The organism is Eubacterium ramulus (assembly GCF_003122485.1).
GTDB lineage: Bacteria > Bacillota > Clostridia > Lachnospirales > Lachnospiraceae > Eubacterium_I > Eubacterium_I ramulus_A.
Map to the genome: position 1 here is coordinate 42,153 of NZ_JRFU01000145.1, position 17,470 is coordinate 59,622.

Sequence of the window (17,470 nt, forward strand, 5' to 3'; positions counted from 1 at the left end):
ATGGCTAAGAAGAAAACAACTGAAAAGGCATTGAACATAGATAATATTTTATTTAATTGTAGAGATTATTTGCGTGCGGCACGTAATTCCGGCTCATTCTTTGAAAAAAGAGATATGATGCTTACGCTAGTGTTCTTGAGGTTTATCGGTGAAAAGTATGAGGATGGAATTGAAAATCTAAAACAGACACTTAAAGAGCAGGGATTAGATCCGGAAGATGAGAACATTAGAGCAGCCTTCTTTGATGATGCTACTTTTGCAGATGGTACATATAATTTACCACCAGAAGCAAGATGGTCGACTATTATCAGTACACCGGCACCACAGCTTAATGTTGCACTAGATACAGCTTTGCAAAGGCTTGAGGAAGAAGATCCACAGTTGAAAGGCTGTTTTGTTAAAGGAACATTTACAGCACGCAATTTAGCAGCTAATGATATAAAGAAAATTGTTGATGAAGTGAACAAAATCAGTCATAAGACATTTGGAGAGGAAAAAGACCTTATTGGTCGTGTATACGAATACTTCCTTAAGGAGTTTGCGGTAAATGCTACAAAGGAGGAAGGAGAATTTTATACACCTCATGACGTAGTTCAACTCATTGCAACGATGATTGAGCCTTATGATGGCACCTTATATGATCCTTGCTGTGGTTCGGGAGGAATGTTTATTCAGAGTGCTGAACTTGTAAAGTCAAAGCAGGGAAACTTAAATGGTATCAATGTATATGGTCAGGAAAAAGAACCGGCTACATATCGCCTTGCGAAAATGAATTTGGCTTTGCGTGGAATAAGCCATAATTTAGGAGAAGAAGCAGATTCATCATTTACACATGATTTACACAAGGGGTTGCACTTTAACTATATTATGGCAAATCCACCTTTTAATCTGAAAGGCTGGTATAATGACAATTTGAAAAATGACGGACGTTGGTCTGACTATCAAACACCACCTGAAAGTAACGCAAATTATGCCTGGATTTTACATATACTTTCACATTTGAAGAAAACTGATGGAGTAGCAGGATTCCTTCTTGCGAATGGTGCATTGAATGATAGCGATACATTGGAAATACGTAAGGAATTGATTCAGAATGATAAAATTGAGGCTATCGTTGTTCTACCAAGAGAATTGTTTATTACAACAGATATCAGTGTTACTCTTTGGATACTGAATCAGAATAAAAAAGGCGGAAAATATCATGGAAGAAATCTCCGAAACCGCGAGCATGAGATACTCTTTATGGATTTACGCCAATGGACAGAAAATGCTGTTAAGGGTGAGAGCAAAAAGAAAGTTCGGTTGGATACAGAACAAATTGAGAAGGCAGCAGATATTTATCACATATGGCAATGTGAGGGAACTGATGGAGCAGCCTATGAGATGCCAGAACTTTACCGTAGTGTGTGCATTAATGAAATTGAAAGTAAAGGTTGGGCACTTACACCAAGCAAATATATTGAGTTTATTGACCATGATTTAGATATTGATTATGAAAAGGAAATGGTTCGTATTCAATCTGAGATGAAAGATATATTAAAGCAGGAAAATAAATCCCAGCAGATGCTGGAAGCGGCATTTAGGGGGATTGGTTATGGGATTGATTAATATTAGATTGGGAGATTACATTGAACGCTCCACGATAAACAACAAAGACTTAAAGTATGGGGTTGATTTGATAGTTGGTGTAAATAGTCAAGGCGTTTTTGCAACTCCTAAAGGGAATACAGATGGAGTAGATTTAAAACCTTATAAAATTGTCGAAAATGGAGCTTTTGTGTACAACCCAACTCGACTTGAATTAGGTTCAATTGCCTACCGTACTGAGGGATTATGTATAGTATCTCATTTATATATGGTTTTTTATCTGACGGATGAGGGAAAGAAAATCATTGATCCAATGTGGTTATATATTTATTTTAGGCGTTCAGAATTTTGCAGAGAAGTAACTTTTAGAAATTTTGGAAGCCAGCGACCGGAATTCAATTTTAATGATATGAGTGACATCATTATTCCGTTACCGGATATTGAAATACAGAAAAAATATGTTGATGTATACAATGCCATGATTGAAAATCAGAAAAGTTATGAACGAGGACTGAATGATTTAAAACTCGTTTGTGATGCGTATATTGATAAATTGAAACATTCAAAAGAAAAGGTACCAATTGGTAAATTTATTGTTCAAATTGATAATAGAAACAAGAAAAATTGCACATATAGTTTTAAAGGACTTAGTATGGACAACTATTTTATTAATTCTATCGCAGATTCTAATGGATTAGATTTCTCCAATTATAAAATTGTTGTACCAGGTGAGTACGGTGCAGTTTTAATGAAAGTTGGAAGAGACGGAAGGCTTACGATTGCTAGGAATGATTCAAAAGAAAATTATTTGATATCACCAGCTTATTATACTTTCGAAACTATTGGTATTGATTCTGATTATTTTATGGCAAATGTTAATCGTTCAGAATTTGAAAGAAGAGGCTGGTTTTCTTGCGACACAAGTGCAAGAGGGAGTTTGTCATGGGAGGAGTTTTTAGGTTTATCTATTCCAAATGCTGATGAAAGAGAGCAAGAAATTGTAGCGGAACTGCATAATATTTTAATATTAAGAACTCAAATTAACGAAAAACTCAAAGCACAGATAAAAGACATCTGTCCTATTCTTATCAAAGGTTCTATAGAAGAGGCAAGAAAAGCAAAGGAGGCATAGCCTATGGCAAGATTAAAAGAATACAATGGTCATTATTGTGAATCAGAATATGAATATGCCTTCATTGGATTTTTAGAAGCGGAAGGTTGGAAGTATTCTTCTGGCAATAATATCCATCGTGTCACAAAAAGAGATGTCCTGATTGCTGATGATTTCAAGAAGTTTATTGCAGACACTAACCCGGATTTGACAGAAGACGAGGTGACACAGATTTACGATAATGTCCGTCTTGTAGGTGCGGAAAGTAATTTTGCTACTTTGCACAAAGTATATGGCTGGATGGTAAATGGTGTTCAATTTACGTCGCAGGATGGATTGCCAAGAATGATATCACTTATTGATTTTGATAATTGGGATAAGAATATCTTCAGTGTAGTGAATCAGTTTATAGTAGAATATACAAATAATGGTCAAAAAGAAAATCGCAGACCAGATGTGCTTCTGTTTGTAAATGGTATGCCATTGTGTGTCGTTGAACTTAAAAATCCCGTTGATGCCAATGCGACTATTTATGATGCTTGGGAACAAATTAATATTCGATACTGGAGAGATATTCCACACCTTTTACACTATTGCCCTTTGGCTTGCATTTCAGATGGTGTGAAAACAAGATTAGGTACAGTACGTACACCTTACGAGCATTTTTATGCTTGGCGTAGAGTAAACGAAGGAGATGTTGTATCCACTCTTCCTTTTGCAGAAACAGAAACTATGATAAAGGGTGTTTATACGCCAGAGCGGTTCGTGGAGATTTTTAGAGACTATATCTATTTCCAAGATAGTATTTACGACAGTGATGAAGTAGAAATCGTATGCCGATATCCTCAGTTCTTTGCAGCAAAACTTTTAAAACAAAGTATTGTAAATTCTGTTGTTACGAGGAGTGGTAAAGGTGGTACATATTTTGGAGCAACCGGATGTGGAAAAACATATACGATGGCTTTTCTTGCACGTCAGCTTGCACTTCGTTGTACTGATATTCCGGAAATCGGTTCACCAACAATTATATTAATTGTTGACAGAGATGAACTGCAAAAACAAGGTTCAAAGCTTTTTACAAAGAGTAAAGAGTTTCTTAATCTGGGAGAAGTATCTGTTGTAAAAAACAGAACACAATTAAGGCAGGAACTTGGTGCAAGACAAAGTGGTGGTTTTTATATTTGTACCATTCAGAAATTCTGCGATAGGGAAGATGACAAAATCGGACTTATCAATGATAGGCAGAATATTATATGTTTTTCAGACGAGGCTCACAGAACTCAGCTTGAACATTCTAAGAAAATTCAGTTTAGTAAAGATGCCGATGAAAATATGAAAGCTATGGTTTCAAAACCATATGCAAAAGTATTGAAGGAAGCATTTCCACATGCTACTTTCGTTGGTTTTACTGGAACGCCTATTGCGGAAACTTATCAGACCTTTGGTGATGAAATTGACCGATATACAATGGATCAGGCAGTTGCAGATGGACTTACTGTTTCCATTAAGTATCATCCGCGTATTGCAAAGGTATTGCTTGATAATAAAAAAGTCAAAGAAATTGAGAATTATTATAAAAAATGTGCAGATGATGGTGCAACATATGAGGATATCGAAGCAAGTAAGAAAGCAATGAGCTCCATGGAAATAATTCTTGGCGAGCCTTCCAGACTTGAGCGTCTTGCTACAGATATCCACAACCATTATGTTGCGTCTTGTGCAGGTGATCCGGATAGAATACAAAAAGCAATGGTTGTATGTTCTAATAGAAAGATTGCTTATGCATTATTACAGAAGTTTAAGGATAAATACCCGGAATGGTTTGAGGAAAAGAAATCACCGGATGGGGTTTCTGTAACAGAAGAGGAACTGAAAGAATTGAAACCGATGCCATTTATGGCAATGGTATCTAGTGTCGGCAGTAATGATGAAAAAGATATGTATGATTATCTTGGCGGAGTTAAAAATGATAAGCGTTCAGAAGAATTGGATGCTGCTTTTAAACAGGAAAAATCAAATTTCAGTATTGTCATTGTTGTAGATATGTGGATTACGGGCTTTGATGTTCCTTGCCTTACATATTTATATAATGATAAACCTCTCAAAAAACATTTGCTGATACAGACAATAAGCCGTGTAAACAGAAAATATCCGGGGAAAGAATATGGTATGGTTATCGACTATATTGGTATTCGCGATAATATGCGTGAAGCTATGAAAGTATATGGAGGAGATACATCTGTTGCACCGACATCCGATGATGTTGAGCAGGCTACATCAGTGTTTAGAGAAGAACTAGAAGTGTTGAAAAACATGTTCACAGGTTATGATTTATCACCATTTTTAAATCCGGAATGTGATCCTATAGAACGATACAGACTCCTTGCAAAAGCAGCGGAATATGTATTTGTATCAACAGAAGAATTACAGTCGGAAGGAAATAAAGGTGTTCAGAAAGTTTCTTTCAAAACCTACTTTTTAAAGACAGTAAAACGAATGAGGGCAGCTTTTGATATTTGTCAGCCTTCCGGTTATCTTGGGGAAGAAGAATCTGCACTTGCACAATGCTTTATGGCTATAGCAGGTTTTGTTCGTAAGATGAGCGGAACAAGTGAAGTAGACACTGATACGATGAATCGTGCAGTTTCAAAGATGGTTGAAGAAGCATTAAAATATAATCAGGTGGAAAGTGTTCTTGAAAGCGGAGAGGAAGAAGATATTTTTTCTCCGGAATATTTTGAAAAATTATCTGATATCAAAATGCCGGCAACTAAATTGGAACTTCTTGTGAAAATGCTCCGTAAACAAATTAAGGAATATGGAAAAGTTAATCAGTTAGCTGCAAAATCATTTCAGGAAATGTTGGAAAAGACGATTGCAGAATATCATGAAAGACGTAAACATCTTACTGCTGAAGAAGCCGGTGAGGCACAGGAACAAGTTTCGGAAGACATTATTAAAATTGCAACAGAGCAGGCGTTAGCTATACTTAGAGCAATGGATGAAAATAGAGAAAGCTTCCGAAAAATAGGACTTACTTTTGAGGAAAAGGCATTTTATGATATTTTGATTTCTATGCGTGACCAATATAATTTTGAGTATGGAACGGATAAAGAGGTTGACGGTATTGTAATCAATGATAAGTGCAAAAACTTGGCAATAAAGGTAAAGGAAATCATTGATACAAAATCTTCCTTTGCTGATTGGCTTAACAATCAAAATGTAAGAGACCAGTTGAAATTGGAAATAAAGATTTGTCTAGTTAAGAATGGTTATCCACCACAATATAGCCCGGAAGTATTTAAGAAAGTTATGGAGCAGGTGGAGAATTTTGAGGAGTATTCTAGTGAAACAGTAGAAAAAGGTAATAATGCTTCTGCGAAGATATATCAATATGAGATGCCAGAAGGTAATGTGATGATGGTTGCAGAGGAGACGACACCTTATGGTAAATTGTGAAATAATATTGTGTTGTGACTATATGATTTGAATTGGAAACAGGAGGAAAGAATGAGAACAATAGATGTTAACATATTTGTAAATAGTTTTAAAATAAAGCCAGATAAAAGTATGTCTTTCCTCTTGGGAGCGGGAGCATCTGTATCATCTAATATTCCATCAGGTGGACAAATGGTATGGGATTTTAAAAGAACATTGTATTGTACAGCAAATAAGATTCGGACAAGTTTGTATGGTGATTTGTCTAAGGAAAATGTACAGAAAGAGATACAATCATATTTTGATGGTAAAGATGGATATCCGAAATTGTGGTCAACAGAAGAATATTCGTTTTATTTTGAAAAATGTTATCCATCAAGAAGTGATAGAGAGTATTATATTCGGGATAAAGTGCGAGACATAAAACCATCGTTAGGGTATTTATGTATGGGAGAGATGATAATCAACGGAAAAATAGATTTGGTTGCAACGACTAACTTTGATAATTTAGTTCAAGCTGGTGTTCATTCAATTAATCCGGGGTTTTCAATCAAAACAATATCATCTGCAGTGAGTAATAGTGTTGGTTTTGCATTGAATGAGGGGTTTCCTAATATCATAAAGCTGCATGGGGACTATTTGTTTGATAAATTGAAAAACACAACATCTGAATTACAAAATCTGGAAGACGAAATTGCAGACATATGGAAATCGTCAATAAAAGAAAACGGATTAATTGTTATAGGATACGCTGGCAATGACAATTCTGTTATGTCGGTATTGGAAGACTTGATCAAGGAAGGCGACATAAAGAAAGGTGTTTATTGGTGTAAGACCAAAGATAGTAAGCTTAGTGAACGGGCACAAAAGTTTATGGAGAATGTGTGCAATGATAATGAACAGTCTGCCGTGGTTGAAATAGAAGATTTTGATGACCTTATGTATAGTATATATGTGGCAATGAATTTAAATAATTCTAATATAGATGAATTATGGAAAGCTAATGATAAGAAGCAAGAGATTACATATAATTCAATAGGAAGGCATACCGAAATTGCGATAACCAATGCTTTGCGTGCAATACAATTCCCTAAAAAATGTTATGTATTTAGTTCAAACATTAGTACTTGGAAAGAATTAAGGGCAACAATAAATGATTCTTGTGTTGCAATTTTGCATAAAGGAAAAGTATGGGCATTAGGTAGCAAGAACGGAATATTAGAAGCTTTTGCAGATAAAATTATTAGTAATATTGAGGAAATGGATATTCCTACATACATGATGAAATTGGAAAATTCTGATGTTATTGGCATGTTTTATGAAATCATAGAAAAATTCTTGATAAGTAAAGGCTTGATTGCATATGGGAAAAATAAATATTTTGATAGAAGTAGCAGACGATTAATAAATAATTGTTTTGTCTATGATGCAATTAAAATATCATTATCATTTGTTGATGATAATGTAATTATGAATTTATTACCTACAGTACATGTATTAAAAAGTGATGAATCCCAATTGGACAGGTTTAGCTATCAAAGTATCGTAAATAATGAAATATCAAAACTGTATAATAAGCAAATGAATGAAAAGATTGATATCTGGATTAGGAAATTATCAAACAATAGGAAATTAATCTTTGAATTAGGAAATGCAATAATAGAATTTAATACACAAAGAATTCGCTTTTCTGGAACAGGTAGTATTGATAAATGTTATTTGGCAAAGGAAACAGAACTTGTTTTTGATTATGATAATGATGGTTGCGTTGCGGTTAATCAGTTAAAAGGATTAATTAATTATGGACCATTAGAATCATATGTTAATAGGAGTGTGCGATTAGCGGTATTGTCGCCTAGAGAATGTGCAAAAGATATATGGAAACACTTAAACGAACTAAATAGGCATCATGCAACAACTTTAAAGCAGGATAAGACTTTTTTGCCAGAGTATATTGGATTTCAAGATGTGTTTAGATGTGGATTAAATATTCCAAATGGTAACGATGCAAAAAGGTTTAGGGGATATTCTTTAAGCGGAGCTCTAAAAACATCTGCTCAAGATTTTTTTAATGGAATATGTAAATATATAGATGCTATGGAAAGAGAAAAGCATGAATTTGATGTACTAGTAATCTATATTCCAAATCAGTTAAGTAAAATGCGAGAACTTAAAAACGAAAATGTATATTTTGATTTGCATGATTCATTAAAGATATATTGTGCAGGAAAAGGAATTGTTACGCAGATAATAGAAGAAAGATCAGTGCATACGAAGAATGATATGGCGAAAATTATGTGGGGACTTTCTACTGCTATATATGCAAAAGCTATAGGAAAACTGTGGAAGCCTAGGATAACAAGATATGATACCGCATATATTGGATTAAGTTATGTACAATCAATAAAAAATGACGAAAAAATATCCATCGGCTGTAGTCAGTTGTTTGATTCAGAAGGAAATGGTATGGAGTTGTATTTACGTCCGTTAAAAGATCCTCAGATTATACAGAGAAATCCATATATGAGGAGTGGAGACGCATGTCGTCTTATGAATAATTTGAAAAGAATTTATGATGAATCAGTTCCTTTGCATAAACTGAATCGAATTGTAATACATAAGACAACGCATTTCACAAAGGAAGAAATGGAAGGCATAACCAAAGGACTTGCAGGCGTGGATAATATTGAACTATTGCAAATTCAAGAATTTTCGGCATGGAGGGCAATAAGATTTCAGAATGATATTGCAACACCTTTTCCAATTCAGCGAGGTACAGTTATTCCACTTGACAAAGATACATTTTTAATTTGGACACATGGAAGTGTTCAACATGATGAATTAGCTGGAAAAAAATTGAATTATTACAAGAATGGTAGAGGAATACCAGCACCATTATTGGTAAAAAGATTTATGGGAAAATCATCAGCACTGGAATTAGTCAATGAAATTTTAATGCTTACTAAAATGAATTGGAATAGTGGTGATGGATTATATAAAATATTACCTGTAACATTGGATTTTGCTAAAGCATTGTCACGAGTTGCTAAGCAAGATTTAGTGATTTATGACAGACCTTATGATTTTAGATATTTTATGTAAGTATTATCAATAATCAAGAATGAAATCTGTTTAAAGGATAACACTGGAAGAGGAGTTGTGCTATGAGATATTTATGGACAGAGGATACCTATGCAGGGCTTCATTTCTGGGAATTAGTTAATCAGATTTTTTTTAACAATGAGCTTGTTGTTGAAAGCAAAGGGAGTAATAAGGGATTATTGGATGCATTAATAGACTTGGGTACTAAATATGATTATGAATACTATGTTGCATGTGTGATGAAGTCCTTGGTAGGTGAATTTACACAAAGTGGAAAGTGGTCTGTTAAAGGTGCTCTTATGGGTGAATGCTGGAAAAAGTTGTGTGTCGGAATATACGGATAATCTTAAGTATGGTAAGCTGAGGAGTATAAATTAGACAGTTAAAAGAGAAATAAGAGTGTAGTCGATATGAGTTTTGGAAATAGCAATGGTATATATCATGGGCTGACACAAAATAAATGGCATATGATAAGGAGAAGAATATGACACAAAAATATTATAATTTCGAAAAGCTTACACCTGATAAAGATGCGGATATATCAGTGTATGAAGAAGCAATTGAATTCGTATTTGATAATTCGGATGTTACAAATATTGCAATTTCTGGAGCTTATGGTGCCGGTAAAAGCAGTGTTATAGAATCATATGAGAAAAAACACGATGATAAAAATTTCCTGCACATTTCTTTGGCACATTTTGAACCTACAGAACGTAATGAATCAGAGGATAGTGTGAAAGAAACTACTCTTGAGGGTAAAATATTAAATCAGTTAATACATCAGATTCCGGTAGATAGAATACCACAAACAAATTTTAGAGTAAAAAAGGATGTAGGAAGAAGGAATATAATCATTATTACAATACTGTTATACGTGTTGCTTGGTAGCATAACATTCATATCAATGTCAAATAAAATCCAAAATTGGGTAGATGCATTATGTGATGGAAGATTGAAAAGTTTATTGGCTATCTTCACGAATGACTTTACTGTTTTTTTTGCAGCTATTGCGTTAGCTGGTAGTGCATTTATTTGCATATATAATGCTGTTAAAGTACAGAAAAATAAAAATTTATTCCATAAGGTTACAGTTCAAGGGAATACTATTGAAATATTTGAAAATAAAGATGAGTCATATTTTGATAAGTATCTGAATGAAGTACTTTATCTCTTTGAACAAGTAGAAGCAGATGTAATCGTATTTGAGGACATGGATAGATTTAATTCCAATGTTATTTTTGAACGTTTAAGAGAAGTAAATAATTTAGTTAATGTACATAAATATAATAAGTTTAAAAACAAAAAGCGGCATAAACTGATTAATAAGATTTTTCGCAGGAAAGAAAAACAGTACAAACCCTTACGATTCTTTTATTTGTTAAGGGATGATGTTTTCGTTACAAAAGACAGGACGAAATTCTTTGATTATATTATTCCAATTGTTCCAGTGCTGGACGGAACTAACTCATATGACCAATTTATAAGACATTTAAAGCAAGGAAATATATTAGAAAAATTCGATAGTACCTTTTTACAAAGACTTGCATTATATATAGATGATATGAGAGTTTTGAAGAATGTGTATAACGAATTTCTTGTATATATGTATCGTTTAAATAATACAGATCTTAATTGGAATAAAATGTTAGCTATAATTGTGTATAAGAATATATTTCCAAGAGATTTTTGCAATCTTCAGTTAGGTAAAGGATATGTTCATGAATTGTTTGAACAAAAAGAAAATCTTAGCAAAGAGACAATAGGAAAACTGGAAGAAGAAAAGCAACTTATACAGGAGAAAATAACATATATAAATAAAGAGAATCTGACTGATGTACAAGAATTGAATGATGCATATGAAGCAAAGTACAATAGATTACCAAGAGATTCGTGGTATAACCAATTAACCCAAGAAGGTCGAAAAGAAAAAGATAAGTTAGAAAAAGAAAAAGAAAAAAGAATAGAGGTAATAGATAACAGAAATAAGGGGATGATGACTGAATTAGAAGTAAAACTTCAGGATATTGAACAAAGAATTTCTGCTACAAAAACAAAATTATTAAGTGAATTAATTACTAGAGATAATACTGATTCGATATTTATGATAAAGAGCATAAATCCTATTGGTGAGGAGAATCAATATAATGAAATTAAGGGGAGCGATTATTTAGAACTACTAAAATTTCTTATTAGTAATGGGTATATTGATGAAACATATAATGATTATATGACATATTTTTATGAGGATAGCTTATCTGCTCATGATAAGATGTTCTTGAGAAGGATAACTGATAAAAAGGGAAGTGATTATGAATATTCTCTTAAGGATGTTGAGAAGGTACTATCCTCTCCAGTTTTAAGAGTTGTTGATTTTTACGAGGAGGAAACTCTAAATTTCAATCTTTTAAAAGGGCTTCTTGTTAATCAGGAAAATCCTAAATATCAAAAATATTTATCGGCATTAATAAAACAGATGAAAGATAATAAGGATACAGAGTTTATATCAAAATTCTACGATAGCACACAGTTTGATAAAACATTTATTATTAAACTGAATGAACAGTGGACAGATTTCTTTAGTTATATTGCTGTGAATAAAATCTTACCATTGAAACAGATAAGAGGATTTTCGCTGGATTCGCTATGTTTATTAGATGAGAATAAAATACAGGATATTAATGTAGAGGGATGTCTTACTGATTATATATCAAACCAGAGTGATTATTTAAACATTCAAAATCCAGATGTTGCAAAAATAATTTCTCAATTTTGTATTCTTGGTGTAAAATTAAAGAAAATTGAGATTGATACAGCAAATAAAGATTTGATTGTAGGAGTGTATGAAAATAATTTATATGAATTAACATTTGAGAATATCAAATTAATGATTAAGTCAATGTATGGGGAATATGATTCATATAATATCGAACATAGAAATTATACAGTTATTCAAGGAAAATCGGAATCTCCATTAGCTAAGTATATTGCAGAAAATATAAATAGATATGCAAATGAGTATTTAAAAAATTGCAATGGATATATTGAAGATTCAGAGGATGTTGCCATTAAATTTATTAATGATGAAAATGTTTTAGGCGATATACAGGAAAAGTATGTAAATGTATTAAAAACAGTTATTTCAGATATATCGGTAATACAGAATAAAAAATTGTGGAATGAAATGCTTGACAAAAGGATAATTAAAAAGACAGTTCCGAATATTATACATTATTATACAGAGTATTGTTGCGATAGCCAGTTAATCAAATTTATTAATGAATGTGATGCGGGTATGGACTATTCTCATATTGAGAATGAGTTTGGTGGTGAAATTGCAAGACAATTCTTTGATTCTGTAGCGGTAAACAATGAGATTAAAACAAGTAGATATCAAGAAATTTTGTGCAATATGGGATATGGTTATGATGTTTATGATACGTATGATATTTCGGATGATAAGATGGAGGTGCTGATAAAGAAGGATGTTATAGAAATGAATAATGTCGGATTAGAATATATTCGAAATCATTATAAAAAATATACAGCATTGTATATAGACGAAAACATAGAAGCATATTTGAGAATTATTACCTCAGATAATTTTAGTTATGAAGAAGCTTTGCATATATTAGGTATGGAAATAGGAGATAAAGAAAAAATAGATTTACTTGGATTAACAACAGAACCTATATCGGTAGTTGGAAAAGGTTATTCGAGTTCTCTTATTAAATATATTCTTGATAATAATTTTGATGAACATGATGAGAATGAATTATATCAACATTTTTCGGAATATGAAGAAGTTATTCAATCATCAATATATAGAGTTGCGAAATCGAGAATTGCTAATATAATTGATAATTCAACTATAGTACTTGATGATAATTTGTTATCAAAACTTTTGACAATGAGCAAATGTAGTATGGATGATAAGATTCAATTGTGGGCGAAGGCGCTTCCTAATCTGACAGAAGAAACATGTAAAAAACATTTTGATGAACTTGGATTTCCGGAACTTAAGGGGATTTTTACAAAACGAAATAACTATACAAAGACATATGAAGATAATAGCTTTATAAGGGATATACTATATATGCTAAAGAAGAATACATGGATTTTTGATTATTATAAAAAGAGTGATGACGAAGGTTATGTTGTTGTGAAGAATCCAATCAAAGATAAAAGATATTAGTTTTGATTAAATGAATGAATATAGGGGGAAGTGAAGCTCACATTGACATATATGATGACAGAATGGAACTCTATTCTCTGGGAGAAATGCCAGATGATTCCATGATTCAGGAAAGAAATCCGCTGACTGTATCTTCTACCAGAAGAAATCCAGTTCTTGCGGATCTGTTTCATGCGGTTTTGATATATGGAGTGCAAAGGCAGTGAATTCGGAAGAATTATTGGTAAATTTGAATTTCAAATCAATTATAGTGAGAAAATAGATAATGTTTTGAGTTGACCTAATTGAATTTCACTGATATAATAAGTTTCACTATATGAGTGAAAGTGGTGATGTAAGTGAAAATAGATAGAATTGGATTAGAATGTGTTGAGAATAAGTTTTTAAAACTTCCCAATATTCAGAAGTATGAAGTTATCCACAGGACAGAAGGCGGTTTTATTGCATCTGTGGAGATGGATGATGGGTATGAGTTTCAAATAAATGCGTACTTCTTGGACAGGGTGTTTCCGTCTACAGTTATAAAATTGATTGAAAAGCAGAATAAAAGTCAGGGAGTTAACATTTTGGTTGCTCCATATATTTCAGAAAGAACTGCACAAATATGTGAAGATAACGGAATGGGTTATTTTGACTATGCAGGAAACTGTTGGTTTGTGGGTCATTCTATTTATTTGTCCGAGAAAGGAAATAAGAATCCAAGACCAAAAGAGCAAAGTTCTGTGTCTATATTTGAAAGGACTTCCGTGGTGTCTTCCTGTATTTTGCGTGAGTTGTTTGCGGATGTAACTAAGATATGGAAGCTTAAATATCTATCGGAAAAGGTAAAATGCAGCATTGGACAGGTATCCAAACTGATGAAAGTTCTGGTGGAAAACGCATGGGTAGAAAAGTTACCAGATGGTTATAAGGTTATTGATCCGGAATCACTCTTGTTGGAATGGAGCAAGGATTACGGTAAAAAAGAAATAACATCCTATGCTTGCTATAGTTTAGATAATATATCTGTTATTGAGGAGCGATTAAAAAAATTGAAGATAGATATGGGGCTTGATTCTTATCTTACAGGATTGTCCGGGGGAGTGCGTTATACACCAGTGGTCCGTTACAATAAGGTACATGTTTATATAGCACCGGAAGATATTCAGGAAGCAATTCGATATTTGGATATGAAAGAGGTAAACAGTGGTTCTAATGTGGTTATTTTTCCATTAGAGAACGATTCCTATATCAAGGATTATAGGGTGATTGGTGATTCTGCAGTAGTATCCCCTCTGCAAATATATTTGGATTGTATGCAGATAAAGGGCAGGGGAGAAGAAATGGCGGATGCGGTTTTGAAAAAGGAGATACTTAGATGATAAGAGATGAAGACTTGAAAAGTAGCGTAGACTATTCGGAGGGTCAGAAGCGGGCTGCACATAGAGTTTTGGTAGAGTTGGTTAATATTTTTGAGGAATATGAAGATGAAATCCGTGTGGTAGGAGGTTGGGTTCCAGATTTAATGTTTCCCCAAGAAGGTCATGTGGGAAGTGTGGACGTAGATATTATGATTAATCATCTGACTTTGCAGGATGAAGGTTATCAGAATATGTCGAGGATACTTCAGAAAAATGGATACAAGGAGCATCCGGAAAAATATTTTTCCTTTGTAAAGACAGTGATGGTGGACGGAATATCTTATGATGTGGATGTAGATATTTTAGCTGGAATGTATGGTGGTACACAATCGAAGAGAAGAAGTCAGCATGTGCAGGGCGTTAAGGCGTTAAAGGCAACAGGTGGTAATTTTGCATTTGAATTTCCAGCACAGAAGATTAGTGTGGAAGCAGAACGACCAGATGGCGCAATAGATGTTGCAAATGTCAGTGTTGTAGCAGTAGTTCCTTATTTAATAATGAAAACAGCAGCTATGGGCAGGGGAAAAGCGAAGGATGCGTATGATATTTACTTTATTATAAAACATTATATTGGTGGAGTAAGAGAACTGGCAAAAGAATTTGAACCTGTAAGGGGTAAAAATATTGTGATAGAGGCGAAAGCTAAGTTAGCAGGTAAATTTGCTTCTGAAAATCATTCTGGTCCAAAAGACGTAGCGGATTTTATGGATTTAGAGGATGAAGAAAGTATAGAAATGACCAAGAGGGATGCTTATGAACAAGTGCAGGCATTATTGAACTTAATATAAGTATTTAAAAAAATTAGGAATGTAATAGTCTCACCAGTCTCAAAATATTTTTGAGACTAGTGAGACTAACCCAAATAGAATGCTATCTCAACTTGGGGGAAATTAATTAAACTCATTCATAGCATCCACATATTCCTGTAATCCATTAGGTTTACAAGCTAATTCTGCATACAGCAGAGGATTCTCCTGTGCCAGACGGTATAGATACGCGATATCATCAGGTGTATCGAGCAAGACAGCTGAATTACATTTTTCACAACTGATAATAAGAGGCGTGCCGGTATATGTATCATTGATGGCATTAACAATAACGGAATCTGTATCAGGTTCATACATACCAAACAGGTAACAAGGATTATTTTGTTTCATGGTGTTCTCCTTCCCACAGATACTTAGCACCATCAAGCAGGTCAATGATGGCTGTAAGCATATTGTTATAGTAGGTCTGTAGTTCTTGGATTTCATCGCTTGTGGGAAGATTGTTTAAAGTTTGATGTTCACAGTATTCAGTAAATGCTTTCTGCATGTCAAGCAGTTGCAGATACAGAGCATTAACAGTCTGCACAAGAGGATAGATAGTTTCTTTCTTGCCAACGACGCAGATGCGGTTATAGATGCAGGAACGGACAAAGTAATCTTTCTTCATCATGCCGCTGGCAAGGATACGGGCTTCGATTTGCTTGCGTTCAGCATCGCTGATTCTAAAACTTATAGTTGGGTGTTTGTGTTGATTGCTCATAGAAAAGCTCCTTTCATAGTTGGCGTGGCAGCAGGCACAGTTAAGCACCCACAAGCCAAATTTGATTATTCGTTTTTAGTAGTAAAAGTAGATTATATCTGCCATGAATTTCGTAGATGCATGATTGAATAATTGCAACTAATTTGCTACTAAAGTTTTTGAAAACGATATGAAAAGAGTAACATTAGATGAAACAGATGCGGTGGAATGCCGCATAAAATCAGCATTTTTGATTTGATGATACTTCATTTGGGAAGAGTTTGAATAGTTGGAGCTAAGCTGTAAAGCCTTTGTTTACAAGGGTTTTACAGCTTTTCCTTTATAGGATTGCATTTTCATTGCATTATTTTTCTTCAACTGTTCTGTGATAGATTGCTGTATGCTGATTGCTAGTATAATTAGCAATGCTTTCAGTAGCAGATTGTACTTGTAATATTCCAGTCAGTTTTTTAGCAACTTCAAGATTCGTATTTGGATACAGATGACCATAAGTGCCGAGTGTTGTCTGTATTTTTTCATGTCCTAAACGTTCCTTGATAAGTAAAGGATTTTCGCCCATGCTGATAAGCAATGAAGCGTGTGAATGTCGCAAGGCATGAATTTTAATACGATGAACACCTGCTAAATTTGACAACTTTTCCAAAGCTCTGGGAAGCGTTGTTTTACTGGTTGGAGTTCCGTTATAACTTAGTACAAGTGGACAATCGGGAAGAACCTGTTGTTGAACACTTTGCCAAGCCTTTAGCTCATTGAGTGTATCTGAATCAATATAAATAGTACGGATACTTGCCTGTGTTTTCGGCTCAACGAATTTATAGTCCGTCATTGTTCGGTAATATAATGTTTTGGTAATGCTAAGCAAGCCTGTTTCAAAATCTATGTAAACTATTGTGAAGAAAGTGATCTCATGAATCCAAGATGTCAGAAGTTGTCCGAGCTGGATGCAAAAACAGCAGAAATGGATAAAGAATGGTATGCAAAACGTGATCCGAAGGCAGACGAACCTACGAAAATCGCAAAGATATATGTGACTGTATATTATGCGGAAAAAGGTGAACAGAAGCTGCTTCATCTCAGTCTGAGTTGAGACTCCCACTTCTGCAAGTGGTGAGT

At 33.9% G+C, this 17,470-nt stretch carries 12 protein-coding genes and 1 pseudogene; 10 read left to right on the top strand and 3 right to left on the bottom strand.

Annotated features, from left to right (window positions below; translation table 11 throughout):
* The 9 genes from LG34_RS12675 (at position 1) to LG34_RS12715 (ending at position 15,618) form a co-directional block, all read left to right on the top strand.
* Positions 1–1,608 (top strand): N-6 DNA methylase, encoded by a 1,608-nt coding sequence (locus LG34_RS12675; protein WP_109216380.1) that lies wholly within the window; start codon positions 1–3, stop codon positions 1,606–1,608.
* Positions 1,595–2,719 (top strand): restriction endonuclease subunit S, encoded by a 1,125-nt coding sequence (locus tag LG34_RS12680; protein WP_109216381.1) that lies wholly within the window; start codon positions 1,595–1,597, stop codon positions 2,717–2,719. Before LG34_RS12675 ends, LG34_RS12680 begins: the two co-directional genes overlap by 14 nt.
* Before the next feature lie 3 nt (positions 2,720–2,722).
* Positions 2,723–6,157, top strand: a complete 3,435-nt coding sequence (locus LG34_RS12685; RefSeq protein ID WP_109216382.1) for a type I restriction endonuclease subunit R — start codon at positions 2,723–2,725, stop codon at positions 6,155–6,157.
* A gap of 51 nt (positions 6,158–6,208) precedes the next feature.
* Complete coding sequence (locus LG34_RS12690) at positions 6,209–9,238, top strand: SIR2 family protein (protein WP_109216383.1); 3,030 nt, start codon at positions 6,209–6,211, stop codon at positions 9,236–9,238.
* Between the two features lie 62 nt (positions 9,239–9,300).
* Complete coding sequence (locus LG34_RS12695; RefSeq protein WP_242979901.1) at positions 9,301–9,582, top strand: hypothetical protein; 282 nt, start codon at positions 9,301–9,303, stop codon at positions 9,580–9,582.
* 140 nt (positions 9,583–9,722) lie between these two features.
* Positions 9,723–13,430, top strand: coding sequence for a hypothetical protein (locus LG34_RS12700; protein ID WP_109216384.1), 3,708 nt, complete (start codon positions 9,723–9,725; stop codon positions 13,428–13,430).
* A 14-nt stretch (positions 13,431–13,444) separates the two neighbouring features.
* Positions 13,445–13,636: an ATP-binding protein gene (locus LG34_RS12705; RefSeq protein ID WP_109216385.1), complete on the top strand. Its 192-nt coding sequence runs from the start codon at positions 13,445–13,447 to the stop codon at positions 13,634–13,636.
* Positions 13,637–13,768: 132 nt separating this feature from the next.
* On the top strand, positions 13,769–14,791 hold the full coding sequence (locus tag LG34_RS12710) for a type IV toxin-antitoxin system AbiEi family antitoxin (RefSeq protein WP_109216386.1): 1,023 nt from the start codon (positions 13,769–13,771) through the stop codon (positions 14,789–14,791).
* Positions 14,788–15,618, top strand: coding sequence for a hypothetical protein (locus LG34_RS12715; RefSeq protein WP_109216387.1), 831 nt, complete (start codon positions 14,788–14,790; stop codon positions 15,616–15,618). Before LG34_RS12710 ends, LG34_RS12715 begins: the two co-directional genes overlap by 4 nt.
* Before the next feature lie 102 nt (positions 15,619–15,720).
* On the opposite strand, the gene LG34_RS12720 is transcribed toward LG34_RS12715, so the two are convergent.
* From LG34_RS12720 to LG34_RS12730, 3 genes are all read right to left on the bottom strand, one after another.
* Complete coding sequence (locus LG34_RS12720) at positions 15,721–15,987, bottom strand: hypothetical protein (RefSeq protein ID WP_109216388.1); 267 nt, start codon at positions 15,985–15,987, stop codon at positions 15,721–15,723.
* On the bottom strand, positions 15,974–16,357 hold the full coding sequence (locus LG34_RS12725) for a plasmid mobilization protein (protein WP_109216389.1): 384 nt from the start codon (positions 16,355–16,357) through the stop codon (positions 15,974–15,976). Before LG34_RS12725 ends, LG34_RS12720 begins: the two co-directional genes overlap by 14 nt.
* Before the next feature lie 343 nt (positions 16,358–16,700).
* A complete protein-coding gene (locus LG34_RS12730) occupies positions 16,701–17,183 on the bottom strand; it encodes a site-specific integrase (protein ID WP_431602616.1) in 483 nt (160 codons plus the stop codon).
* Positions 17,184–17,228: 45 nt separating this feature from the next.
* On the opposite strand from LG34_RS12730, the pseudogene LG34_RS12735 reads away from it, so the two are divergent.
* A pseudogene (locus LG34_RS12735) lies at positions 17,229–17,444 on the top strand (LPD25 domain-containing protein); the annotation flags it as partial.
* Positions 17,445–17,470 lie beyond the last annotated feature (26 nt).